Source organism: Nostoc sp. (genome assembly GCF_036917435.1).
GTDB lineage: Bacteria > Cyanobacteriota > Cyanobacteriia > Cyanobacteriales > Nostocaceae > Nostoc.
In genome coordinates, this window is the sequence record NZ_JBALDM010000038.1 from 93909 (window position 1) to 119162 (window position 25254).

Annotated in this window: 19 protein-coding genes; 13 read left to right on the forward strand and 6 right to left on the reverse strand. The window is 38.7% G+C overall.

The features are described from left to right. Positions 1 to 283 precede the first annotated feature (283 nt). The 6 genes from V7K98_RS18330 (at position 284) to V7K98_RS18355 (ending at position 5987) form a co-directional block, all read left to right on the forward strand. Positions 284 to 1288, forward strand: coding sequence for an ABC transporter ATP-binding protein (locus V7K98_RS18330; protein ID WP_335024291.1), 1005 nt, complete (start codon positions 284 to 286; stop codon positions 1286 to 1288). Then, a complete protein-coding gene (locus tag V7K98_RS18335) occupies positions 1289 to 2101 on the forward strand; it encodes an ABC transporter permease (protein WP_335024293.1) in 813 nt (270 codons plus the stop codon). A 166-nt stretch (positions 2102 to 2267) separates the two neighbouring features. Continuing rightward, positions 2268 to 4022, forward strand: a complete 1755-nt coding sequence (locus V7K98_RS18340) for a GldG family protein (protein ID WP_335024295.1) — start codon at positions 2268 to 2270, stop codon at positions 4020 to 4022. 82 nt (positions 4023 to 4104) lie between these two features. Next, positions 4105 to 4734, forward strand: coding sequence for a DUF4340 domain-containing protein (locus V7K98_RS18345; protein ID WP_335024297.1), 630 nt, complete (start codon positions 4105 to 4107; stop codon positions 4732 to 4734). 24 nt (positions 4735 to 4758) lie between these two features. Next, the gene (gene purU / locus V7K98_RS18350) at positions 4759 to 5613 is read left to right on the forward strand and encodes a formyltetrahydrofolate deformylase (protein ID WP_335024299.1); all 855 of its coding nucleotides are present in this window, start codon (positions 4759 to 4761) and stop codon (positions 5611 to 5613) included. A gap of 239 nt (positions 5614 to 5852) precedes the next feature. Then, entirely contained in the window at positions 5853 to 5987 is a 135-nt protein-coding gene (locus tag V7K98_RS18355; RefSeq protein WP_335024301.1) for a hypothetical protein, read from the forward strand. Positions 5988 to 6690: 703 nt separating this feature from the next. Here the strand turns inward: V7K98_RS18355 and V7K98_RS18360 are convergent. Next, a complete protein-coding gene (locus V7K98_RS18360; protein ID WP_335024302.1) occupies positions 6691 to 8334 on the reverse strand; it encodes a lipoxygenase family protein in 1644 nt (547 codons plus the stop codon). Positions 8335 to 8661: 327 nt separating this feature from the next. On the opposite strand from V7K98_RS18360, the gene V7K98_RS18365 reads away from it, so the two are divergent. Further along, positions 8662 to 9351, forward strand: coding sequence for an ATP-dependent Zn protease (locus V7K98_RS18365; RefSeq protein ID WP_335024304.1), 690 nt, complete (start codon positions 8662 to 8664; stop codon positions 9349 to 9351). 99 nt (positions 9352 to 9450) lie between these two features. Here the strand turns inward: V7K98_RS18365 and V7K98_RS18370 are convergent, their stop codons facing one another. Then, positions 9451 to 10473 carry a GGDEF domain-containing protein gene (locus tag V7K98_RS18370; protein WP_335024306.1) on the reverse strand — a complete coding sequence of 341 codons (1023 nt, stop codon included), beginning with the start codon at positions 10471 to 10473 and terminating at the stop codon, positions 9451 to 9453. Positions 10474 to 11797: 1324 nt separating this feature from the next. Next, positions 11798 to 11998 carry a heavy-metal-associated domain-containing protein gene (locus tag V7K98_RS18375; RefSeq protein WP_335024308.1) on the reverse strand — a complete coding sequence of 67 codons (201 nt, stop codon included), beginning with the start codon at positions 11996 to 11998 and terminating at the stop codon, positions 11798 to 11800. 59 nt (positions 11999 to 12057) lie between these two features. Here V7K98_RS18375 and V7K98_RS18380 point away from each other — a divergent pair, with 59 nt between their 5' ends. Next, on the forward strand, positions 12058 to 12207 hold the full coding sequence (locus tag V7K98_RS18380) for a hypothetical protein (RefSeq protein ID WP_335024310.1): 150 nt from the start codon (positions 12058 to 12060) through the stop codon (positions 12205 to 12207). Between the two features lie 42 nt (positions 12208 to 12249). Next, positions 12250 to 14892, forward strand: a complete 2643-nt coding sequence (alaS, locus tag V7K98_RS18385) for an alanine--tRNA ligase (RefSeq protein ID WP_335024312.1) — start codon at positions 12250 to 12252, stop codon at positions 14890 to 14892. Positions 14893 to 15002: 110 nt separating this feature from the next. Here the strand turns inward: alaS and V7K98_RS18390 are convergent, their stop codons facing one another. The 3 genes from V7K98_RS18390 to V7K98_RS18400 all read right to left on the reverse strand — a co-directional run bounded on the left by V7K98_RS18390 (position 15003) and on the right by V7K98_RS18400 (position 17953). Next, a complete protein-coding gene (locus V7K98_RS18390; protein ID WP_335024314.1) occupies positions 15003 to 15497 on the reverse strand; it encodes an ureidoglycolate lyase in 495 nt (164 codons plus the stop codon). Positions 15498 to 15592: 95 nt separating this feature from the next. Next, positions 15593 to 16612, reverse strand: a complete 1020-nt coding sequence (locus V7K98_RS18395) for an RNA polymerase sigma factor, RpoD/SigA family (RefSeq protein ID WP_335024316.1) — start codon at positions 16610 to 16612, stop codon at positions 15593 to 15595. A 924-nt stretch (positions 16613 to 17536) separates the two neighbouring features. Further along, positions 17537 to 17953, reverse strand: coding sequence for a hypothetical protein (locus V7K98_RS18400; RefSeq protein WP_335024318.1), 417 nt, complete (start codon positions 17951 to 17953; stop codon positions 17537 to 17539). Positions 17954 to 19334: 1381 nt separating this feature from the next. Between V7K98_RS18400 and V7K98_RS18405 the strand changes: the two genes are divergently transcribed. The 4 genes from V7K98_RS18405 (at position 19335) to V7K98_RS18420 (ending at position 25220) form a co-directional block, all read left to right on the forward strand. After that, positions 19335 to 21539, forward strand: a complete 2205-nt coding sequence (locus tag V7K98_RS18405) for a GumC family protein (protein ID WP_335024320.1) — start codon at positions 19335 to 19337, stop codon at positions 21537 to 21539. 76 nt (positions 21540 to 21615) lie between these two features. Next, positions 21616 to 22833 (forward strand): glycosyltransferase family 61 protein, encoded by a 1218-nt coding sequence (locus V7K98_RS18410; protein WP_335024322.1) that lies wholly within the window; start codon positions 21616 to 21618, stop codon positions 22831 to 22833. A gap of 19 nt (positions 22834 to 22852) precedes the next feature. After that, a complete protein-coding gene (locus V7K98_RS18415) occupies positions 22853 to 23806 on the forward strand; it encodes a glycosyltransferase family 2 protein (RefSeq protein ID WP_335024325.1) in 954 nt (317 codons plus the stop codon). 91 nt (positions 23807 to 23897) lie between these two features. Further along, a complete protein-coding gene (locus V7K98_RS18420) occupies positions 23898 to 25220 on the forward strand; it encodes a flippase (protein ID WP_335024326.1) in 1323 nt (440 codons plus the stop codon). Positions 25221 to 25254: the final 34 nt, after the last annotated feature.

The following is a 25254-nucleotide window of genomic DNA, read 5'->3' on the forward strand; positions in this document are numbered from 1 at the left end:
AAAAGTCATTTACACACAAGTCTTTTAAAGTTGCAATGTGATTGTTCAGGCTGACAATGGCATTGTTTCCACTTACATGCTGACTTTTCACGGGATTTAAAAAACCTTTCTTCTCATTAAGAGGAGAGAGGTTTTAATTTTTTCCCCTTCTCTAATATGCAAAGGGATTAGAGTTTTCAGGAACTTTAATCATTGTCGGCTAATCTTAGTGCCAGTTACCCATACCCAATATCGTGATCTAAGATTGTTGGGTATCTTATAAATTGCGATCGCCACTATACCGATGATCGAAGTTGAACATCTAAGTAAAATATACGGCTCTACCTCAGCGATTACTGATGTTACTTTTAGCGTCGAACCTGGGGAGATTTTAGGGCTTCTCGGCCCCAATGGCGCTGGGAAAACCACAACCATGCGGATTCTGGCTGGTTATTTACCCGCAACAAATGGAAATGCCCGGATTGCTGGTTATGATGTCCATGAAAATTCCTTAGCTGTGCGCCAACGGATTGGTTATTTACCCGAAACACCGCCGTTATATCCAGACATGACGGTTGAGGGATTTTTGCATTTTGTCGCCCAAATTAAGGGAGTATCAGCAGGCGATCGCGCCAGCAAGGTAACAGCCGCCATCAAACGCTGTAATTTAGAAGATAAGCGGCGAGTGATTATTCGCAAACTCTCTAAAGGATACCGCCAACGTGTCGGAATTGCTCAAGCGATCGTCCACGATCCACCGGCGATTATTCTCGATGAACCCACCGTTGGACTCGATCCTCGACAAATCATTGAGGTGCGGAATTTAATCAAAAGCCTTGCTGGGACTCACACAATTATTCTTTCCACGCATATTTTGCCAGAAGTGAGCATGACTTGTAGCCGCGTGGCCATCATCAATCGCGGTAAAGTTGTGGCAACTAATACACCAGAAAATCTGATGACTCAGTTGACAGGTGGTTCCGGGTATGAATTAGAAATAGAAGGAGAAGCTGCCCTAGCAAAACAGGTATTGCAAAATGTTGCGGGTGTGAGTCTGATAGAATCAATTCCGACCGCCGGAGGTCATCAACCGCAGACAAATCGCGCTTACCTACGGGTGATATCGCAACCTGGAAAAGAACCAGGAAAGGATATTGTTGCAACCTTGGTGCGTGCAGGCTTTGGTTTACATGAACTGCGGCGAGTAAACGCCACCTTAGAAGATGTATTCTTGCAACTGACCACAGAAGAAAAGAATTTCGAGACTGAGGTAGACTTAGCAGCAGACAACGAAGGAGAAGCAGCGTAAATGGGTATAGTGCTGAGTAATATTATTGCCATTTATCGCCGAGAGTTACAGAGTTATTTTGTATCACCTTTGGCTTATGCGATCGCAGGCATATTTTGGTTCATCGCCGGGTTATTTTTCGTGATGATTTTGCTAGGGCCAGATGGCATTTTGCTAGGAGTTGCGGCAATAGATTCACAAGGGCAACAACTAGGAGTACCAGTACCGCCGATAGATGTCCCCTACGAATTTATTCGGGCATTTTTGGATCGTATGGGGTGGCTACTGTTGTTTATCTTACCGATTCTCTCAATGGGACTTTATGCCGAAGAACGAAAGCGCGGCACTTTGGAACTATTAGCCACTTCACCAATCACTAATTGGGCGGTAGCAGTAGGTAAGTTACTAGGCGTGCTAACATTTTTTACTACAATGGTTGTACCCATGCTAGTGTTGGAAGCGATCGCAATCAGTGGATCAAATCCACCAATGGCATTCTCAATTCCCTTGCTGGGTCATTTTGGATTAATCTTACTAGCAGCAGCAATTTTATCTGTAGGAATGTTTATTTCCTCTTTAACAGACAGCACAATTCTGTCTGCCGTTTTCACATTTGCAGTAATTTTATTATTGTTATTGATTGATTTAATCGCCAGAATTGTCCCCGGGCCAGTGGGTGAAGCTTTAGGTTATCTGTCGTTGCTGAAAAATTACAACACCTTAATTCAAGGAATTTTTGATACCAGCGCCTTAATTTTATTCGCTAGTTACATTTTTTTGGGCATCTTTCTCACCGCTCAATCAATTGATGCACTACGCTTTCAAAGGCAATAGTTATATAAATTATGAGTTAAAAGTTAGGAGTGAGGAATTAAAACTCATCAGGACTTATGCAAAATAATGAAAAACGAACCGCAAAGGACGCAAAGGACACAAAGGAATAAGAGTTTAAGATAGTCAATAATTCATAACTCCTAACTCCTCACTTCAGTTTAAAAATATGAAGATAGTTGCAAAAAAGAAACTGTGGAAATATCTATTTTGGTTGGGCCCCTTCCTAATTGCTGTCGGCTTAACAGTTGGGTTAGTCTCTGAAAAGTGGGGACTAATTCCATTAGCATTTCTGATTACGGGAATTGCAATCAGTGGATTGGGAATAATATGGCAAAGCTATGAAACTAACTGGTGGAAACGTCGTTCTACCCAAGCCGGAACTAACGCCCTCGTAGCAACTCTAGCAGTATTAGCAATTTTAGGATTGATTAACTTTTTGGGGACTCGTTATCACTTGCGGGCGGACTTAACAGAAAGTCAATTGTTTACCCTTGCGCCCCAGTCACGGCAATTGGTGAGTGTATTACCACAACCAGTTAAAGTGTGGGTATTTGATATTAATCAAAATACCCAAGACCGAGAATTGCTAGAAAATTATCAACGGCAAAGCTCAAAATTTAAATATGAGTATATCGACCCCCAAGCTAGACCAGGACTTGCAGAAAAGTTCGGCGTTAAAGATTACGGGGAAGTTTATTTAGAATCTGGGGATAAACGGCAATTAGTACAAACAGTAAATCAAAATGAGCGTTTGTCAGAAATTAGATTAACTAGTCGCCTGCAACAACTAACAAATTCAACCACAGCTAAAGTTTACTTACTTCAAGGTCATGGCGAACGCCAACTTTCGGCTGCTAAAGGTGCAATATCACAAGCAGTTCAGGGATTAGGCGACAAAAATTTTACAACATCACCTCTGAATTTAGGAGAAACTTCCAAAGTTCCAGAAGATGCGGCTGTAGTGATAGTAGCTGGCCCCAAGCGAGGGTTATTTGAAGGCGAAGTCAAAGCTTTGCAAGATTATCTGAATCACGGCGGTAACTTACTGCTGATGATTGATCCGAATACCGATCCCAAACTTAACAGCTTATTAGAAGAGTGGGGTATTCGTCTGGACAATCGTTTAGCAGTCGATGTCTCTGGCGAAAGCGTTGTGGGACTTGGCCCTGCTGCACCCTTAGTCACAGAATATGGACAACATCCGATTACCAAAGATTTCGGTAACGGCAATTCTTTTTATCCCATTTCCCGACCACTGGAAATTACCTCTGTGCCTGGTGTTCAGGCTACTCCATTGCTACGAACTAAACCCTATCCCAAAAGCTGGGCAGAAAGCGACCTGCAAAGCGAAAAATTGGAGTTTAATGAAGGTAAAGACCTAAAAGGGCCTTTAACCTTGGGCGTTGCTTTAACAAGAAAACAAGCAGCTAAATCTGCTTCCATTCCCCAAGCTGCACCGACTCCTTCGCCCCTACCATCCCCAACCACCCAAAACAAGACTAGCCCCACTCCTTCCGCCTCCCGCAAGACTCCGCAAGCTTCACCCCTGCCATCTCTAACCACCAAAGGTAAAGCTATCCCCACTCCTACACCTGCGGCTACTGCTTCCCCTACTCCCTCATCTCCCTCATCCCCCTCATCTCAAACAACCACCGAGTCCCGGTTAGTAGTTTTAGGAAATTCTAGTTTTGCTACCGATGGCTTGTTTCAACAGCAATTAAATGGAGATGTATTTCTCAACTCAGTTACTTGGCTGAGTCAACAGGATCAGCAACCCCTTTCCATTCGCCCCAAAGAGCCTAAAAACCGTCGGATAACCTTGACAACCACACAAGGCAATCTTTTAATATTGTCATCTCTGTTAGTTTTACCCTTAATCGGGTTTGCGATCGCAGTTCTTATCTGGTGGAAACGACGATAGACGCGATTAATCGCGTCTGTACAGGAGTTAGGAGTTATAAATATTAACTATTCACCAATAACAAATCACAAATGACTAAAAAATGAAATTGCCGAGAACGACTTTAATTTTGATACTGCTAATGCTGGGTTTAGGCGCTTTTGTTTACTTTCATGAAATTCGGGGTGCGACTGTGAGAGAAGAATCCAAGGAGCAAAAGCAGAAAATTTTCTCTTTTGCAGAAGATGATGTGCAGTCTTTAACAGTCAAGACAAAAAAACTCACTCTGAATCTAGAACGTAGCCCTGAGTCTAGTAACCCTAAGTGGTTAATCAAATCTCCAATATCAGGCCCAGCAAATGATGCTATTGTTTCTTATTTGATGGATTTGTTGGTAAAAGGTAATAGCGATCAAACTTTATCAACTCCAGTAAAAGAACTTGGACAATTTACCTTAGATGAACCCCCAGCCACTATCAATATCACCCTAAAAAACCGACAAAGCCTTCAGTTGATTTTGGGTAAATCTAACTTTAACGGACGTTTTTTGTATGCTCAAACTGACCCTGCTACAAAACCCGATGGAAATATAAATGTGCTGTTGGTATCTACAGATTTTGCAAATGCCGTGAATCGGGATCTATCAGAGTGGCAGCAACCGGTAGATAATAGTCAGAAACTTCCTTCTTCGCTCACCATTCCTAAACCGAGTCCAACAAACAGCAAGCCTTAATTAATTAAAAAATCTGGCGATATTATGACAAATCCAACAGCAACATTGCTGATTTCCTGTCCAGATCAACGGGGACTAGTGGCGAAATTTGCTAATTTTATCTATTCTAACGGTGGTAATATTATCCATGCAGATCAGCATACAGACTTTGCTGCTGGGTTATTTCTCACCCGCATTGAATGGCAGCTAGAGGGGTTTAATTTACCGCGAGAATTTATTGCCCCGGCTTTTAATTCCATTGCTCAACCTCTAGGCGCTAAGTGGGAAATACGTTTTTCTGATACAGTACCACGCATTGCTATTTGGGTAAGTCGGCAAGACCATTGTCTTTTTGATTTGATTTGGCGACAACGTGCTAAAGAATTTGTGGCTGAAATTCCTTTAATTATTAGTAACCATTCTAATTTAAAGGTAGTAGCAGAACAATTTAAGATCGACTTTCAGCACATTCCTATTACTAAAGATAATAAATCAGAACAAGAAGCCCAACAACTAGAATTACTCAGGCAGTACAAAATAGATTTAGTTGTTTTGGCGAAATATATGCAGATTGTTAGTGCAGATTTTATTAGTCAATTTCCGCAAATTATTAATATTCACCACTCCTTTTTACCAGCTTTCATCGGTGCAAATCCCTATCACCGAGCTTTTGAACGTGGGGTAAAAATTATTGGGGCAACCGCTCATTACGCCACTGCCGATTTAGATGCCGGGCCAATTATTGAACAAGATGTAGTGCGAGTTAGTCACCGTGATGAAGTTGATGATTTGGTGAGAAAAGGCAAAGATTTAGAGAGGATTGTATTAGCAAGAGCGGTGCGATCGCACTTACAAAATCGTGTATTAGTATATGGTAATAGAACAGTGGTATTTGAGTAAATGATGCTTAGGTAAATGGAAGTCGCGGCTATATAGGGGTTCTGCCTTGAGTCCAATACAGACCTAACCCCCAGCCCCTTCCCTGCAAGGGAAGGGGAGTAAGATTCAAATTTCAAGAATTACCCTAGCTGTTTTAGTTAACTGAAACTAACTCTGTCTCATTTTTCGATTTATCTCTAATATTAAAGTAGTGATAAAGATTAGCAACAGTTAGGTCTGATGCAGGTTGACTGCTGTTAATGCTACACCTGCGATCGTTCCCACACCAATCAAGGCTAGTTGAATCAGCTAGTCGAGTAATCGCAGAAGCGATCGCACTTTACGAAAATCTCCTAGAACAGCAGGAAAAAGCTCACAATGAAACTCTGGAATAACGTGAGGCTGAAAAGATGTGGATCTACCAAAAGCGTCAAGAACTTGAGCATATACAGACTGAACTAGAAGTTATTCTCAATACCCCTCTTCTGTCACTCTCCGAAAACATTTGCCATTTCTGAATTTTAGAGTCTTTGTATAGCAAGAGATTGCGCGATTCTTTTCTAATAACAAATACAAGACCCATTTTTTTCTAATAGTATAGCTTGTATTGATTGTCTCATCAGGCTTCTAGCGATCGCCGTCCCGGAAAGTGACAGAAGAGGGATACAGCGCTTGCGGCTATTATGCAATACAGTTTTCCTCTTGCCCCTCTGCTATCATAGCTTTCAGCTTTGAGGATGTACCTCATAGCTGCCGTAAGTGCTGTAAATGTACCATTATTTAATCACATTCCTTGTCTAACTAATCTCGCATCATGATTAGCTAGACTGGTTTTTAATCTGATTACCTATTTATGAATTTAAAACCAGAAGCATATTACTATAGCGCTTCTCATCTGGATGCAATACAACTCTGACCTCACTTCCATTCCTCTCTCCTTTTAGGAGAGAGGCTTTGAATCTTGCTCCCCTTCCCTACAAGGGAAGCGGCTGGGGGTTGGGTCTGTATTTCATGCAATTGAGAACCGCTATAATCAAAAATATATCCAAAATTTATGGATGTTTTTGGAGATATTTAATCAAGTCAAACAGGATTAACTTATACGCTAATACTATTGGTAACAAGCCTTGGTTTTAGATAGTTATAATTTATTAAACGGCTCTTATTGTTTAACTCAATTTGCCGCTCTGCTTCGTTCAAATCCTGCTGAAATGTAACCAAAATATCCTGAGCCTCTGGGTCTACAAACTTATCATCATAGTACCCTAATCTGTCATAACGGTAGGCTGCGAGGATGAATAAAATCGATAATTGATCGGCAGTTTGTTTTGAGGGTGGCAGAAATGATAATAGACTTTTGCGGTCAGGAATAGTGCCTTCTGCTGTGATTTGTTTATAAGCAGCAAGAGGCATATTTGGCATGAAAGTCATATATTCATATTGCGCGTAGTTAACAGCAGCGTGTTGTGGCCCACAGGTGAAGATAACCGCAGTAGCAATATCAACTAATTGGTCTAATGTGTCGATGCGGTCGCTAACACCCTTGACTCGTCCGCCTGATTCGGAAACTAATTCCTGCACCCAAGTTTGTAATTCCAAGTCTTCTGCTAAGTCTGCGGGAGTTTTGTAGTATAGCTTCAAGTATTCAGACACAAACTTTTTAATGGCATTCCACAATAGCAAGCCATCGTCTCGATAGGGATAGTGAGGTAAGTTGTCTGGATCATCCATACCCCGATTTTTTAGTTCAGTGGGTAAAGAAAACTGATCTAAGCTCCATTCTTTATATGCGTTAACGACAATTTGCAATGACTCTTGCAGAGTTCCAGCTAGCAATTCGTCAACAGGGCCACCTCTACTAATTAGGCGTTTACGAGCTAAGTCATTATTAGCCAACATGAAACGGAAGTGGGGTTTTAGTAGTAAATTGAGGGGATGATTCTCGGCTAATTGTCGTGCTGTGACAATAGCAAAGGGTTCCATAACAAAGTGAGTTCGACACAGATGGCTACTCATTTCATGATGGTTAGCATCAGCAATTTGAACACAAAGCTTGGCATGGAACCAGATTAAAGGTTCATCAAAAGGTGTGATTAGCTTGCTCTGTTTACCTTCTCTGGGGTTGATTTGGATCGCAATCGGTACTAGTTGACCGCGATCGCTAAAACCAGAACTCCGCCAACAAAAAAATGCTACAGGGGTTGGTAAATACTTCTTACCTCTTTCATAAGTACCTCCTTTAACAAATGCAAGCGCTCTGTAATCAGCCACATATAAATTTCCATTCGCAAGTTTTTCTACTAAGTTGATAGAGTCACCAAACTTATCTTGCAGTTCTAAAATGCTAAAGGCAAAGCCATCTGGCATCTTCTCAATTCGGCGTATAACCAAAGGATTTGCCCCACAAAGCCGTTGTTCGCAAAAAGAGTTGTCAGTTTGGTATGTTTTGATGATATTAGGTTTAGGCAAAACTGGAAAATAGTCTTCATAGTCTTGCAATTCATCTAAAGGATCCCATAAAGAATGGGTTTTAACAGCTAACATATTTATCGGAAGTTCTGCCGACTCTACTATACGTTCAGCGATATATTTAGTAGAAAAATTTTCGCTCGCAGGTACATTTTTTAGCATTGCCATAGGCGCTAAAAAATCGCGATCAAATTCATACTCTCCTTGCTTTTGCTCTAACAACATTTTGCGTTGTGTAGGGTCAGGATCATTCTGAGGAAGGTATGGGTTCATAACTTTTAATGCCTGTTTAACGTAAGAACAATAACAAGTAATTTAAACTCTAAAATCTGGATTTTAAATTTTCACATAAAATACTTAACAGTGTTGATTAGAGTTTGTCTGCAAGCTGCAAAATCTATAATAATGGACAGCTTACTATCAATCGCGCTTACTTATTGTTCTTATGCAGAATCACAATTTTTGTAAAATTTCTTCACTTATCGCCAAATCCCAGTCAGGAAAATTAGACTGTCAAGGGATTTGTAAAGACACTTGATGCATGAGGTGTGCGATCGCATCATAATAAAGAAATATTAAGCTGCACTTAAAAAACTCTCGATGAGCCAGACTACCTTAAATTTAGTTGCAATATCTATCTTTCTCATGACCTTATCGGTACTGCTGGGGCCATTTTTGAATTTGTCGCCAGCAGTACCGGCACTTGCAACCTTCACTATCTTAGGCATAGCTACGTTAGATAGTTTTAGCTTACAAGGCAAGGGTGGTACTATTTTTTTAGATTGGATTGCTGGTTTTTCTAGCGAACACCGCGATCGCATCCTCCACCACGAAGCAGGGCATTTTTTGGTTGCTTACCTGCTGGATATTCCCGTTACTGGTTACACACTCAGCGCTTGGGAAGCCTGGAAACAGGGGCAGCCTGGGCAAGGCGGCGTTAGCTTTGATGATAGCGAATTAGCGTCTCAATTAGATGTAGGTAAAATCAGTGCCCAAATGCTAGACCGCTACTGCACTATTTGGATGGCGGGTATTGCTGCTGAAACCCTAGTTTTTAATAATGCTGAGGGTGGATCTGATGATAAAAACAAGCTGATAGGAGTCTTGACAATTTTGGGCTTTTCTGAATCAGTTTATCAACAGAAACTACGATTTCATGCCCTCCAAGCAAAAACCCTACTGCAAGAAAATTGGTCTAGCTATGAAACTCTAGTTAATTCCATGCGACAACGCACTTCAGTAGAAGATTGTCATGCTGAGTTAAGAGACGCGATAAATCGCCTCTGTTAGGAATTATAAATATTAACTCTTCACCAATTCCCAATTCCCAATTCCCAATTCCCAATTCCCAATGCCCAATGCCCAATGCCCAATGCCCAATGCCCAATTTTAAGAAGAAACAGCTTTCAAATGTGAAACATGAGATACGTAATTCGAGTGAATAACCCGATTACGCCCACTATTTTTAGCCTGTAACAGATATTGATCGGCACGATTCAACAAACTCTCTCCTCGATCGTCATCGTCAGCTTGCAGACTTGCTGTGCCCAGACTAATGGTGATATTAATTATCAGTTTATTATTGAGTGCAAATGGTTCGTCGCTGACTACGCGATTAAGACGACGGGCTACTAATAGTGCTTCCTCATCGGTAGTGTTAGCCAGAAGAATCACAAACTCTTCGCCACCATAGCGAAATGCAGTATCTTGACAGCGCAGATTGTGTCGCAGACGCTGACATAATACTTGCAAAATGCGATCGCCTACTAAATGCCCATGAGTATCGTTAACTTTCTTGAAATGATCTACATCTAAAATAATCAAACTTAGAGAAGTTTTTTGAGTTCTAGCTCTATTAATTTGCCTGGGTAAATCCCATTCTAAAGCACGACGATTATTTAATTCTGTCAACGAATCGGCTAAGGCGATCGCTGATAACATATCATTTGTCCGAATCAAATCTCGATATTTTTGTGCTTTCCGCAAGCCAACAGTCAATTGAGCAAGTATTAATCCATGATTAGCGGTTAACTCTGCCAAGCTATGTTCTGTTTTGTCATCAATAAGATGCCAAATATAAGCATCGGCTCCTTGCTTTAGGGCCGCAGCGCTCATTTCTAATTCTCTATGCCAACCCTTATTTCTATCGGTAAGCTGTTGGGAACGATCCTCGAAAAGAATACAGTACATCCAGGATAGTTTTGTCTGCTCTTTTAACCAACTGCACAGTTCCATACTACCATCTAGGCTAGCCTGCACAAGTATTATATCCGGGGGCGTTGTTTTAATCCTCGACACTGCTTGATTCAGATTGTCCATATCTTCTACATTAAAAGCAGTCGCATAACGGATCTGATCTGGAAGTGTGGCGATAAAATTATTTTTTCCAAAGATCAGAATAGAAATATTCATTGCTTTATTTTTTATCCTATTTAAATTTTAAAGAAATTAAGTTGAGTAATTCGCTGCTATCATTGCCTAATACTAAATACAATCTAAGTAAGTAGGTGAGAATAAATCAAACTAGATTAAGTAATGTAAGAAATCTTGAGATTAGTTTGTAGTGAGGGCTTCAGCCATCATTCGAGAACTAAAGTCCTCTCTACGAGACGCTGCGAGAACACTACAAACCTTTAATTATTTACGCCATTCTACTTGTGATCTTTTAGGCTAAGTTATATTTCTGGATATATAATTTTATTTACACCGAATTTAAAATAATTTTCCAAGTTTAATCTCCTTTCAAGGCTTTATATTTTCTGAAACATCCACTTCTGACAACTAATGTCTTCTTTACAGTATGTTTTTCAAACAGTAAAAATACTGAATAATATTGAGACGAATAAAAACTATTCCTGTGTTTTCTTAAGTGTTGTTTTTCTGATGAAATTGCCAAAATAAATAGTTCCGAATAAGCGTCACATTAGGCAATTAAATTTCTTTTTATGTAGAAAAATAAAGAGATTATAAAAGATTTTAATTCAATGTTCAAAGCCGAAATCTTGTCATTGAATTAAAAATGTTATTTCCCATAGGGTACTTTAGCCTTTTTCTTTATAAACTAGGCTTTCCTCAAGTATTAAGGTAGGAGTGAAATTACAAAAACAATGCGAACTGAATAGATAGCAAAGCTCCCTCCTACTATGGACAAGAGCTTTCTAGCACTAATATGCCCTACAATTACAGAGCGAATTTATCGGGTAAAAAATTTCCAATTTAAGCAAGATGTAAAACTTGGGTTCACAATGTGTTAGCAAGATAAATAAGATGTCTCTGCCTATGCGCTTTATCTGTGTTTGTTTACTTAATTCACATCTTTTGTTTAATTGGCTGCAACATCATAAATCTAGAAAACAAAGCTAAATAAAAAATTTGATGTCAAAATCTGCTCCTAATGTGGGTAAAATATACCGTTTCTCAGTTGAGTGAGGTACTCAAGTTCCCCACCCCCAACCCCCTCCTCGCTCTTTGAGAGTGGGCTATGATGTAACTCATGTGATTGAGAAATGCCATAGCTCAATTCAGCCTATAAGTAAGTGTGTCAAATTAAATATAAAACCTCACCCTGCCTCCGGCTTCCCTCTCCGATACTTTGGAGAGGGATTGAGGGTGAGGTTTGATCTTACATATTTAATTACGCCTACCTACTTAGAAAGGGCGGAATAAGTATAAGAAAATTTTGTTACCGTAGTCTGGGATATTAAAATTTCAACCTCTGCGAAAAGCTAGAATCGGCTCAATAGCCTTCAACAGCGTAACCAGCAGCAACAATTACCTGTTTGATTGACTCGTCAGAAGCTGCGGATTCCACCGTGACAGTTTTAGCATTAACATCGACATCCAACTTGGCTTCAGGTTCCATAACGTGGATGGATTCAGTAATTATTTCTGCACATCCCTCACAAGCAATATTTGATACTTTCAGTTTTAGTGCCATTTGTTACCTTAGTATGGAAATTTTAAACTATTTCTTAAGGATTAATCTTAAAGACCAAAATGCGCTTGCACATGCTGTTAGAGCGAGATAATGCTCTAAAAGCATCCTCATCACTGCATATTGCTCACAGAATTGCAGAATTTGCTGGCGGTAATATGAAACAAAATGCAAGAATATATAAAGCTATTTATGAAAATACACTTACCTAGTGCCGCTACGCCCAAGCCTAAAGTCTAAAGTTAAAAACACCTATGTCTTCAAATCCCCAGTACCTAAGCGGTAACGAAATTCGCAATATATTCCTCAACTTCTTCGCCCAACGGAGTCACCAAATCCTTCCAAGTGCGTCTCTTGTGCCAGAAGATCCAACCGTACTGCTGACGATCGCGGGGATGCTACCATTTAAACCGATATTCTTGGGGCAGAGGACAGCAGAATTTAAGCGGGCTACAACTTCACAAAAGTGTATCCGTACCAACGATATCGAAAATGTCGGACGCACTAAACGGCATCACACATTTTTTGAGATGCTGGGCAATTTCAGCTTTGGTGATTATTTTAAAGAACAAGCGATCGCTTGGGGATGGGAAATTTCCACACAAGTCTTTGGCTTTTCCCCCCAAAATCTAGTTGTCAGCGTTTTTAAAGAAGATGATGAAGCCTTTGCAATCTGGCGCGATCAAATCGGTGTGCCGGTAGCGAGAATTAAACGCTTGGGCGAAGACGATAACTTTTGGGTATCTGGCCCCACTGGCCCTTGTGGCCCTTGTTCAGAAATATATTACGACTTCCACCCAGAACGCGGTGACGAAAATATCGATTTAGAAGATGATTCCCGGTTTATCGAGTTTTACAACCTCGTATTCATGCAATATAACCGGGATGCTTCAGGGAATTTAACGCCACTGCAAAACAAGAACATTGATACCGGTATGGGTTTGGACAGAATGGCACAAATCCTGCAAAAAGTGCCGAATAACTACGAAACTGACCTAATTTTCCCAATTATTCAAACCGCAGGGCAAATTGCTGGTGTTGATTACCACAGCAGTGATGAAAAAACCAAAACTTCCCTAAAAGTCATTGGCGATCACATTCGGGCTGTGATTCACATGATTGCTGATGAAATTCGCGCTTCTAATGTGGGAAGAGGTTATGTACTGCGGCGATTAATTCGGCGGGTGGTGCGTCATGGGCGATTAATTGGGATTTCTGGCGAATTTACTACCCAAGTTGCCGAAACTGCGATCGCTCTTTCTGAATCAGCTTACCCCAATGTCCGCCAACGAGAAGCAGCAATTATTGCTGAGTTGCAACGAGAAGAATCGAATTTTCTCAGAACTCTGGATAGAGGTGAAAAACTCCTAGAAGAAATTATCCAAGAGGTGAAACAGCGAGGAAACACTCAAATTAGTGGTGAAAGCGCCTTTACCCTTTATGACACCTACGGATTTCCCCTTGAACTTACTCAAGAAGTTGCCGAAGAAAATAATCTCACAGTTGATGTTGAGGGATTTGAGGTACAAATGGAAATCCAAAAAGGACGTGGTAGAGATGCACACGAAACTATCGATTTAACTGTGCAAGGTTCTCTCGATAAATTAGCAGAACACATCCAAGTCACCGAGTTTTTAGGTTACACTCAAGCGACTGTGACGGCAAAAGTAGAAGCTATTTTGGTAGAAGGTGTTTCCCAAGAGGAAGCTGAAGCGGGGACACAGGTACAAATATTTATTGACAAAACGCCATTTTATGCTGAATCTGGGGGACAAATCGGCGATCGCGGTTATATCTCTGGTGATGGGATTGTTGTTCGCGTTGAAGACGTGAAAAAAGAATCTGATTTCTTTGTTCACTTAGGACGCATCGAACGCGGTACACTGCGCGTAGGCGATCGCGTCACCGCCCAAATCGATCCGGCTTGTCGCCGTCGCGCCCAAGCGAACCATACCGCAACGCATCTGTTACAAGCAGCGTTGAAAAAAATTGTTGATGATGGCATATCTCAAGCAGGTTCCTTGGTTTCCTTCGATCGGTTGCGCTTCGATTTCAACTGTCCCCGCGCGTTAACAGCAGAGGAAGTGCAACAAATTGAAGAACAGGTAAACACTTGGATTGCTGAAGCACACGCAGCGAATATAGAAGTATTACCTTTAGCAGAGGCGAAAGCTAAGGGTGCTGTTGCCATGTTCGGCGAAAAATACGGCGATGAAGTGCGGGTAATTGACTTCCCTAGCGTATCAATGGAACTGTGCGGTGGAACTCATGTCAGCAATACGGCTGAAATTGGCGTTTTCAAAATTATCTCGGAAGCTGGCGTAGCTTCTGGAGTGCGGCGCATTGAAGCTGTTTCGGGGCCAGCAATCCTAGATTATCTCAACCTGCGGGATAAAGTAGTTAAAGATTTGAGCGATCGCTTTAAAGTTAAACCCGAAGAATTACCAGACAGAATTACAAGCCTGCAAAGCGAACTCAGAAGCAGCCAAAAGGAATTGGAAACCTTAAAGGTACAGCTAGCGATCGCTAAATCTGACAGCTTGCTACAAACAGCCGAAATTTTAGGCGATCATAAAATTATCGTCGCCCAATTAGAAGATGTCGATCCAGAATCATTGAAAACCGCAGCCGAACGCTTATTACAAAAAATCGGTAACGGTGCAGTAGTGCTGGGTTCTGTTCCCGAAGCTGACAAGGTTAGTATAGTAGCAGCTTTTAGTCAAGAAGTCAACAAAAAAGGTTTGCAAGCTGGTAAATTTGTCGGTGCGATCGCTAAAATTTGCGGTGGCGGTGGCGGTGGAAGACCAAACTTAGCCCAAGCCGGCGGACGCGATGCGAGTAAATTACCAGATGCCTTGGCACAAGCGGAAAGTGAGTTAAAGTCCGCCTTGGCTTAACCCTCTTTGCAACAGCATCTGTCGTAGGGGCAATTCATGAATTACCCCTACGGAAAATCACGGCTTTCTCCTCTCTGTGTTCTCTGCGCCTCTGTGGTTCGTTGATTTCTTTAAACCATCTCAAACTCTAATTGATGACTCTTAAAAAAATCATGAGTAAAATGATCCACCACATTCGTATCAGCTAATTCCAAATTATAAAAATCCACAGCTTCATGGTCAAAATGGGGGCCAGCGTGCCAAGTACCCTCATACAGCTTGATAAAACAATTCCCCGGAATACGAAAAGCAGCAATCTCTTCTAACGCTGGTTCATTCACATCATTATGAGGAGGACAAACAGCAATTAACCAATCCTTCCCTTCCAAAGAACCTAAACATTGAGTGCATTGCTGATGGCGAGTAATTTTGTGAAACTTTCGCCCTCTCTTCTCCAACCGCATAATATAAAATCGTGGAATTCCATTTTGCAGGTTTAACTGGGCATCTTCCACGTCGTAACCTTTGCCATCAAGACTTGCAAAAATCACCTGTCCATAAGACCGAAAGTTTTCAGAACTTATCCATTGCGCTTGCAATTGCTGTACTGTCTTTGATGTGCCCATATCAAATTATTTGATAAAGATTACTTAGGTTTATTTTCCCCCAAACTGACCGAATTTTATACAGACAGCATTATGCTAAATTTTAAAAAATAACCTTAGCTAGCTAGATAACTACGCACTTGTTCCTTTTGTCGTCGGAGGAGACTGAGAGCTTTTTGCTCAATCTGACGTACCCGTTCTCGACTAATACCCATGCGATCGCCAATCTGTGCTAAAGAAAGTTCATAGCCATCAGTTAGACCAAACCGCAGGGTTAATATTTCTCGCTGTTGGGGAGACAACTTTGCCAACAAGTCGTGTAAATCTTGGTGCAAAGATTCTTCAACAGCATAGTCTTCAGGAGAAGGACCGTCATCTTCCAGGATGTCCTGCAATTCTGTATCTTGTTGTTCGCCAACTCGCGCCTCTAGCGAAAAAGGTTGACGCGCCAAATACAAACATTCTCTAACTTGGCTAGGTGTCAAAGATAACGCAGTCGCAATTTCAGCAGTTGTGGGAACGCGACCCAGTTGTTGAGATAATTCTCGCTGTACCCGTTTAATTTTGTTCAGTTTCTCAAAGACGTGGATCGGTAAACGAATTGTTCGTCCTTGTTGAGCGATCGCTCGCGTAATTCCTTGACGAATCCACCAGTAAGCGTAGGTAGAAAACTTATAGCCAAGAGCAGGATCAAATTTATCCACCCCTCGCTCTAAGCCCAAAGTCCCTTCTTGAATTAGATCCATAAACTCCAGATTGCGGTGCTGGTATTTCTTCGCCACCGCTACCACCAACCGGAGATTAGCCTGAATCATTTTTTGCTTGGCTTGGTGTCCTTGATTTAGCTGTTGCTCTAACACCTCAACACCTAACTCTACCCGATCTGCCCATTCTTGCAGCGTGGGTTCCTGGTTTAATTTCACAGTCAGTTCTTCTTTAGCAGCTAATAAATTCATCATCAGCTGCACTTGTTGGGCAAAAATAACCTCTTGTTCGCGAGTCAACAAATCTACACGCCCGATCTCTTGCAGATAACTACGCACAATATCATCTGTAGCCCGAGGTTTTTTATCTGCGGCTAAACTTTTTTTCTTTGTTTTTTGAACTTCGGTAGGTGGAGATGTTAAGTTGCTCATGGTTATTTGCTCCTCTGTAACCTCATCAATTTAGTGGTATCAAGTCTAGATATTCAGACCCATAGCCATTTCACACTGCTAATCAATCAATTGGCAATACTGATGAATTTTGGTCTATGATACATTACAAGTCAAATCTTGGAGATAATAAACCCAAAATCAACCCACCCCATAATACTAACATTATCATTAGTCACAAATCAATTACCTAAAGTATTATCACCATATTCGTTGAAGTAATTACACTAGCTTTTTACTAAAAATTGCAGATTTTTAAACACAATTATGTTTCGCTAAATTATCCGATGTAGTTAACGGAAAAAATAAAAACTTTACTGGCCAACTATTCTATTTCCAAAATATAAATTTATAACAGCAAATATCAACATAATTCAAAACTATAAAATAATCTATATACTCAATTTTTAATAGCTGATTTTACTTCTATCTAATTTAAATTAATTATAGCGTTTCCCAATCAAATGAATTACATCATAGCCCCCTCTCGAAGAGCGGGGAGGGGGTTGGGGGTGGGTTTCTTCTACCTCACTCAACTGAGAACTGCTATAAAGACAATGTATCTATTTTTTACCTCTATTTTATGTTAAATAATCGAATCATATCAAGGCGGGTAAATAGCGAACAACCGTTAAAAATCCATAAAAGCACTTTTCCCAATCAAGAACAGCTTTCTTCAGAAGTTCGGTTAAATACTTGTATTCGGAATTTAGGATAACGAGGACACAAGTATCTGTAATATTTGTACTTATGTCATACTGCACGTAGACATCTGCATTGAATGCGCTATTATCAATTTGATTGCTTTTGTAAACATTTTTTTAAATAAAAGTGGTAATAGTTGTCACATCAGCACCAAGGATGATAAGCAAAAATTAGTTATCTCCGGTTCAAAAAATGCCTAGATCAAAATTTAGTAACTGTTACACTAATACCAGAATCGAGTTTAGGAACCTTAAGATACTCAATTGGCTCAGTACTTTGAGAACTTGGGATATTTGTTGCCTTCTGACATTCTTTAAAGAAAGCACCGGGATTATTGATGAATTCAAGCGGGTTAACCTTTTGACATCCTTGCTCCTGAACTAACGAAATTGATTCAGGAGTTTGTTCAGGATTACTACTCTGTCCTGTGAAATTGCTCCATGTAGTGGTAATTGTCGCAGGTTCCGTCAATAAAACTCCAGCCTGATTGCGATCGTGAAACCGATCTTTCAACGCATCGCCTGTTGTTATCGGAACATTTTCTTGGTTAGCATAAACACTCTGGGGAAAAATGAGTGCGCTAATCATAAAGAATAAGGTGATAGAAGATGATTTCATAATTAAATCTTTCAACACTTAATGTTAGTTTAATAATTCCAATTCGCTAGATAGGGCAACCAAAAAATAGCATCCTAGTTTGGGTACTTCACATTAACACAGGTAGTAAGAAATATAGCTAAATTTAATTAAAAATATAGCAAAATCAAGTCAGATATAGACTTTTGTCTGAGAGAATGCAGTTAAACAATCCATACTCTAAGCAGATCAGAATTTAATACTCACTCAATAAATTAAAAGTATTTATTGATACTGCAAGATCAATATTAATTAGCAAAATACCTGTAAAAATTTATTGTTAACATAAGGCAGGATGCACACAAAAGTTCAAGTATCGAGTTTCAGCACCATAATTTCACAGAGGCTGAGGGGAAGGTAGTCATACCTAAGTTTATCTAGCTTGGTTTTATTGTCCCAACTTACTTACTAGCCGTTTATCTCTCGCGTGTGTTACTATACGCTTACACAGATAACACAATGTATATACTGCGATAAAATTTTTGAAAGGAGTATTTTGTGTATATTGCAGAATAAAAACAGGGCAATTGCAAGTTTAAGGGTAAAGCTAGAATACCGAGATATAAACCCAAGGATTGGAACTTTACTCGATTATAAATTCATACCTCAAGCCATATCAAAAAAAATCTTTCACCAGCCTCAAAAAATTAAACGGAGTATGATTTATTACAGATTTGACAGTAAAATCACATAACCCTGTTATTGTCAGTACCTATCATTTCCATGATTGATAATTATTCAGAGAAAGAATTAACTTTTGCTGAAAGCTTTTAAACAGCTTATATAGATATTCATCCAGTCTTTGAAAGTGGCTATTCTGACTCTATAAAGTCTATCTCTGAAGTAATTATATTGTTTGGAGTGCAGCACAATTGCTCTATTCCTTATCCTTAAGGTATTAATTGCTCTCGTCTTTTCAAAATTAATGAACGGGTAGCGAATTTACTAGCAGGTTGTATGAATTTTTTGTAAAGTTCTACAATTCAGTGTTCCTACATAATATGATGGCGATTGTTAGATTACTAACGATTATTTGCGTCAGTACTAACTAAAAGTTAAAGTTACAGAAAACAAAGTTAGTAAAAAATAGAAAGTGAATAAATCATAAGAAATTTGTGAGCTATTCTTTTTTAGCACCAGGATAATATCAAGCAACTTGAGTTAAAAGTACAACTGTTCAACCTATCTTAGGTTAGTTCATTACTTTTAGAACAACATCAATCAAAAGACGTTAGTTGACAATCAATGAAGTCAGGTATTCCTATCTTCAATTAGACTACAGTCCTACTTGCCGATAAAATACTGAGAAATAGAAATATTTTTTGTTAGGTAAATAAACTTTTTTATTGAATACGTATATATTATGACAATGGAATCTTTACCACAGTTTGAAGAAGTAAATATTCAGAAATACTTAGAAGTTGTTCAACGACGTTGGCTACCTCTAGTCGGAATTTTTAGCATCGCTGTTACCCTTGGATGCTTGTATGCATTTTCACTCAAACCCTTCTACAAGGCAGAAGGAAGTTTGATGATTAAAACAAATCGCTCTTCTTCACTCACAGGCTTATCCGAAGACATAGGAAGACTGGAAGCTTTAAATATAAACGATAATCCTCTGGAAACTCAGGTGAGAGTTATTGGATCAAATCCAGTAATTGGCAAAACAATTAATTCCCTTAACCTCAAAGATAATAAAGGCAAGCCACTATCGATTCGCAACTTGGCAAACCAACTAAAAATAGAAGGAATTAAAGGCACTGATGTTGTACAAATTTCTTATAAAGGAAGTGATCCTGAACTAGCTACCAAAATCGTCAATGAAGTTATAAAAAATTATATCGCTCTAAATATCCAGGCTAATCAGGATGAAGCACGAACAGCTAAAGCGGTTCTCGTAACAGAAGTACCCAAATCTGAAAAAGTTGTCGAAAGAGCCGAATTAAAACTGCGGGTATTTAAAGAACAGAATAAAATTGTTGTATTAGGGCAAGAAGCAACCGCAGCAGTTGATACAATTTCCAAGTTAGGAAACCAAATTTCTCAATCTCAAGCTCAACTAAATAATGTCAAGGGTCGTTTAGAACGGTTAGGCAGTGAAACTCAGTTAGATTCACAGCAAGGTGTAATTGCATCTGACTTGAGTCAAGCACCTGGGGTTCAAAAAGTACTTATCCAACTTCAAGAAACAGAAAGTCAACTAGCAATAGAACGGACTCGGTTTGCACCTGAACACCCTACAATTACTAGCTTAGAAGAAAAAATCTTAGCTCTTAAAAATTTACTGAAAGAGCGGACAGGACAAGTCGCTGGGACAGCACAGGTAACACAGGGAAATTTGCAGATTGGACAACTGCGCCAAGGCTTAATTGGAGATATTGCTCGCGCTCAAGCAGAACGCGTCGGTCTAGAAAGACAAATTTCCACCCTTCTAGTACAGCAAGATGCTTACATCAAACGAGCAAATAATTTGCCAAGACTAGAACAAACTGAACGAGAGCTAGAACGGAGACTGCAAGCGGCTCAAACGACTTACGAAACACTCTTAAAGAAACGCCAAGAAATTGAAATTGTACAGAACCAAAAGATTCCTAATGCCCGTGTAATTTCCCCAGCCTTAGTCCCTGATAAAGCAGAAGGGCCTCGCAAAGTCGTGTTTATTGTTGGTGCAGGAGCAGTTGGTCTTTTCTTGGGTATCATTGTCGCCTTTACCTTAGACTTGATAGACCGCTCAGTGAAGACGGTTAAAGAAGCTAAAGAAGTCTTGAGATACACTGTTTTAGGAGTGATTCCGACACAAAGCAAAAATACTAAAACTCATTCTTCCACATCAGGAATTGATAGACCCATTCCCAAAATCATTGGTAGAGATATTCCTTATTTTCCTATTGGTAACGCCTATCAAATACTCCAAGTAAACTTGAAATTCCTCTGTTCTGATAAACCGCTCAAAAGCATTGTAATCACGAGTTCGGTTGCTAAAGAAGGAAAGTCTGACGTATCTGCAAATTTAGCTGTGACAATGGCTCAGGCGGGTCGTCGAGTGTTGTTGGTGGATGCAGATATGCGTAACCCTATACAGCATCATATTTGGGGGCTAAACAATACAGATGGACTAAGCAATGTAATTGTTGGTCAAGTTTCTTTAGATACAGTTGTTCAAGAAGTCATGCCTAACCTAGAAGTTCTTACTTCTGGTGTTTTGCCTCCTAATCCAGTAGCTTTGCTAGATTCTCAACGAATGGCAACATTGATAAGTAATTTTGGTAAAGATTACGATCTAGTTATTTTTGATACGCCACCTCTATCAGGAATAGCAGATGCTGCTGTTTTAAGCACCCTAACTGACGGTATTCTATTAGTCGTTCGTCCTGGAGTAGTTGACTTGAACAGTGCGAATTCAGCTAAAGAATTTTTAAATCAGTCAGGTCAAAAAGTCTTAGGGATAGTTATTAATGGTGTAAACATTAAAAATGACTCTCATAATTATTTACCTCAAAGTAAAAAACCTCAAATTGAACAAGACTTAGTATCTAGCAGTTTAACCAAATTTTACAAGGAGCGTTAATTCATACTATTCCAACTATTGCTTTTGCATTTGCTTTATGTCTACTCCTTCAAAGACTTGTATATCATTCATAAATATGATTGCTTTAAAAAAGATAGTAAAATCATATATATATACAAACCAAGTTTGGTTACTTGCAAACCAAATCAGGAATTGGCTTGTCAATACTGCTAAATCTCTTCCTCTCGTTTCCAAGTATCTTAACTTACCAAAAGGCTACTATACTTCTTCTGTAGAATATTGGCAGCTATGTCAAACCGAGAATCTGAATGATGTAACCTATAAAAAATCTCTTCCAGCATCTGTATCCCATAGAACTCCTCCTAAATCAATTTCGGGAGAAACTCATTGGAAATTTAACGGTAGACACATTCACTCTAACCCTGAAACCTTTGTGATTTCTATCGCCAATGGTAGAGTTCTTGGTAATGCAGGTACAGTCATTACCCCTGATGACAAATTACTTTGTGATGTTTCAGGTATTCAAAGTAGTGAACATCATATATTTCCTTATTTCAATCTGCCTAAATGTGAGCAAGTATCTGAAACTATTGCTGTCTTGGCAACTGGTGCTGGAGGCAAATATTTTCATTGGTTATTAGATGCTCTACCAAGACTAGAAATTCTTAAGAAAACTCTTCCAAACGGTTTAGATAGTATCGATAAATATATCGTCAATAGAGGAATTTCTGCAATACCTGAATCTCTAGAAAATCTGGGAGTTCCATCAAATAAATTGCTATTTTGTGATTCCAATTTCCACATTCAGGCTAAATCTCTTCTGATTCCTTCCCTTCCTGGTAGTATTGGTGATCCTCCAGCTTGGGTATGCAAGTTTTTACGAGAAAATTTTCTAGGAAAAAAAGCAGATATTAACACGCCTACTAAACTATATATAAGTAGAAATAAGGCTGAATATAGAAGAGTTAAAAATGAGGATAATGTAGTTAAATGCTTGTCAAATTATGGATTTACATCAGTTTACCTTGAAGAATATAGTTTTTCTATGCAAGTAGCTCTTCTGTCGAATGCAGAAGTTATTGTTGCTCCTCATGGAGCTGGATTAAGTAATCTCATCTGGTGTACTCCTGGAGCCAAAGTATTAGAAATATTTTCTCCAAATTATGTGAATGTATGCTTCTGGGCAATTTCCAACCAAGTTGGATTAGAGTATTTTTACCTGATTGGTGATGGAAAAAAACCTGTTGATTATTTTGATCCGCATTTAATCCATGATGATATAAATGTTCCTATAGATGAGCTTAATTTGATCTTAAAAACCATGTTCCAGTAAAGTCTATACCCAGTTTTATATGGATATAACAAAGATTAAAACATCTTGCTTGATTAACAATTATAATTATGCTGGCTTCCTATCAGAAGCAATCGACAGCGCTTTAAATCAAACAGTTAAATTTGATGAAATTATTATTGTTGATGACGCATCTACAGACGATTCGGCAGCAGTTATCGCTAAGTTTATACAAAAAAATAATGTTAAATATATTTTGAAACAAAAAAATCAAGGACAATTGTCATCTTTTAATGAAGGCTTTTTAGCTGCAACTGGAGATGTTTTATTTTTCTTAGATGCTGATGATATTTATGAACCTGAATATTTAGAAACTGCCCTAAGTTTTTATAATAGAAGGAGTGAATGTGATTTTATATTTTGTGCGTATAAAAAATTTGGGGCAATAGAAGGTATATTTCAAACTGATATAGTTGATTTAGATTTAGGTTATTCAGTAATCAGAACTTTATACACTGGTGAATGGATTGGCTCTATAACTTCAACATTATCAATACGTCGAGAAATAATCAGTAAATTTTTACCTATCCCATATATAGAAGATTGGCGTGTTAGAGCTGATGACTGTCTAGTATGGGGAGCTTCCTTGGTAGGAGCTAAAAAGTTTTATATATCTAAACCTTTAGTAAGATATAGAATACATCAAAATAATCAATTTCATAACAAGAAGTTTATAGATATAGATAAAAGCTATGAATATAAAAGATTTTGGAAATGCAATTCTTTATTTAACTACATTCTTCAAAAAAATAACTATACCTTGCCTTTATTATTAGCTTTTACATCCCTAAATGAATTAAAAACAATACCATGCCCAAAATCTAAAGATTTTATTTGTTATTTGAAAATAATATTTTTGTTTGAAAATAATTTTTATTGGAAAATCAAGGGTATTTTTTTGCTATTCATCTATTTTATAAAGATTTTTATGACTGAAAAATTAAAAAATAGGTAAACGATCGTGCCTGTATTTTTTTATGGATTTTGAAGGTAGCACAATTTATAAAGTCAAGAGGAAAAATCTCAAATGGTTAAATTAAAAAGCAATGCTAAGTAAATTTAAACTTCAAAGTTTATCGCAATTAAAATCTCGTTCGAGGCTGCGTGCAATTATTGCTAATACAGGTTGGCTATTTGCAGATCGCATTCTGCGTATGGGTGCAAGCTTAGTTATAGGAGTATGGTTAGCACGCTACTTAGGAGTACAGCAGTATGGTCTTTTTAACTATGCTTTAGCCTTTGTCACCTTGTTTAGCCCAATTTTTACTTTAGGACTAGATGATGTAGTAGTTCGCCATCTTTTACGCGAATCATCAAATAAAGAGGAGATTTTAGGAACCACTTTTTGGTTAAAATTTTTGGGTGGAATTTCCTCTGTATTACTTGCAGTAATAACTCTATTTTTCTTAGGTGAGCATGAAACGCTTAAGATATGGCTAGTTGCAATTTTAGCAATGGCAGGAGTTTTTAGAGCGACTGATACTGTTGAATTGTGGTTTCAATCACAAGTACAGTCAAAATACGCTGTAATTGCTAAAAATTTAGCTTTTCTACTAAATAGTCTGATTAAAATATCACTAATTTTAACAAAAGCGCCATTATTAGCTTTTGCTTGGATAACATTAGCAGAATTTGGGATGAGTGCAATTGGATTGCTAATTGTTTACCAAATCAAAACTTCTTCATTGTTGTCATGGCGTTGGAATTTTGCTGAGGCTAAAACTCTTTTGAAAGATAGTTTACCTCTAATTTTTTCAGGATTCGCCATTTTGATTTTTATGAAAATAGATCAAGTAATGTTAGGTCAAATGATCGGAAATAGTGAGGTTGGAGTTTATTCTGCTGCTGTACGTATTTCTGAAATTTGGTATTTTATTCCAGGGGCTATTGTTTCTTCTGTTGCTCCTTCAATTTATGCCGCTAAGGAAAAATCAGAAAGTCTTTACTATCAGAGAATAGGACAATTACTTAGTCTAATGACATGTATGTCTTTGGCGATTGCTCTTCCAATGACATTTCTATCCGACAAGATAATTATGGCTATGTTCGGAAGTGGATATGCAGAAGCCGGGCCAATATTAGCAGTTCATATTTGGACTTCTTTGTTTGTATTTATGGGTCTTGCGACATCACCGTGGTTTATCGCTGAAGGTTTAAACCACGTTTCTTTAGGTAAAACTTTATTTGGAGCAATACTAAACATTATTCTTAATTTCTTTCTGATTCCTAAATATGCAGGATTGGGTGCTGCGATCGCAACAATAATCTCTCAAGCTTGTGCTGCTTTTCTATGCAATGCATTTGATAAAAGAACACAAAAAATATTTAATATTCAGATGCAATCATTACTTCCTTTTTATAAATTTTGATTGTTATCTTTAACTTTTTTATATCAATGAAATT

Bases quoted from the DNA above. Each gene is read 5' to 3' on its own strand.
- V7K98_RS18330 (WP_335024291.1), top strand. From the start codon at position 284: ATGATCGAAGTTGAACATCTAAGTAAAATATACGGCTCTACCTCAGCG.
- V7K98_RS18335 (WP_335024293.1), top strand. From the start codon at position 1,289: ATGGGTATAGTGCTGAGTAATATTATTGCCATTTATCGCCGAGAGTTA.
- V7K98_RS18340 (WP_335024295.1), top strand. From the start codon at position 2,268: ATGAAGATAGTTGCAAAAAAGAAACTGTGGAAATATCTATTTTGGTTG.
- V7K98_RS18345 (WP_335024297.1), top strand. From the start codon at position 4,105: ATGAAATTGCCGAGAACGACTTTAATTTTGATACTGCTAATGCTGGGT.
- purU (WP_335024299.1), top strand. From the start codon at position 4,759: ATGACAAATCCAACAGCAACATTGCTGATTTCCTGTCCAGATCAACGG.
- V7K98_RS18355 (WP_335024301.1), top strand. From the start codon at position 5,853: ATGCTACACCTGCGATCGTTCCCACACCAATCAAGGCTAGTTGAATCA.
- V7K98_RS18360 (WP_335024302.1), bottom strand. From the start codon at position 8,334: ATGAACCCATACCTTCCTCAGAATGATCCTGACCCTACACAACGCAAA.
- V7K98_RS18365 (WP_335024304.1), top strand. From the start codon at position 8,662: ATGAGCCAGACTACCTTAAATTTAGTTGCAATATCTATCTTTCTCATG.
- V7K98_RS18370 (WP_335024306.1), bottom strand. From the start codon at position 10,473: ATGAATATTTCTATTCTGATCTTTGGAAAAAATAATTTTATCGCCACA.
- V7K98_RS18375 (WP_335024308.1), bottom strand. From the start codon at position 11,998: ATGGCACTAAAACTGAAAGTATCAAATATTGCTTGTGAGGGATGTGCA.
- V7K98_RS18380 (WP_335024310.1), top strand. From the start codon at position 12,058: ATGCGCTTGCACATGCTGTTAGAGCGAGATAATGCTCTAAAAGCATCC.
- alaS (WP_335024312.1), top strand. From the start codon at position 12,250: ATGTCTTCAAATCCCCAGTACCTAAGCGGTAACGAAATTCGCAATATA.
- V7K98_RS18390 (WP_335024314.1), bottom strand. From the start codon at position 15,497: ATGGGCACATCAAAGACAGTACAGCAATTGCAAGCGCAATGGATAAGT.
- V7K98_RS18395 (WP_335024316.1), bottom strand. From the start codon at position 16,612: ATGAGCAACTTAACATCTCCACCTACCGAAGTTCAAAAAACAAAGAAA.
- V7K98_RS18400 (WP_335024318.1), bottom strand. From the start codon at position 17,953: ATGAAATCATCTTCTATCACCTTATTCTTTATGATTAGCGCACTCATT.
- V7K98_RS18405 (WP_335024320.1), top strand. From the start codon at position 19,335: ATGACAATGGAATCTTTACCACAGTTTGAAGAAGTAAATATTCAGAAA.
- V7K98_RS18410 (WP_335024322.1), top strand. From the start codon at position 21,616: ATGATTGCTTTAAAAAAGATAGTAAAATCATATATATATACAAACCAA.
- V7K98_RS18415 (WP_335024325.1), top strand. From the start codon at position 22,853: ATGGATATAACAAAGATTAAAACATCTTGCTTGATTAACAATTATAAT.
- V7K98_RS18420 (WP_335024326.1), top strand. From the start codon at position 23,898: ATGCTAAGTAAATTTAAACTTCAAAGTTTATCGCAATTAAAATCTCGT.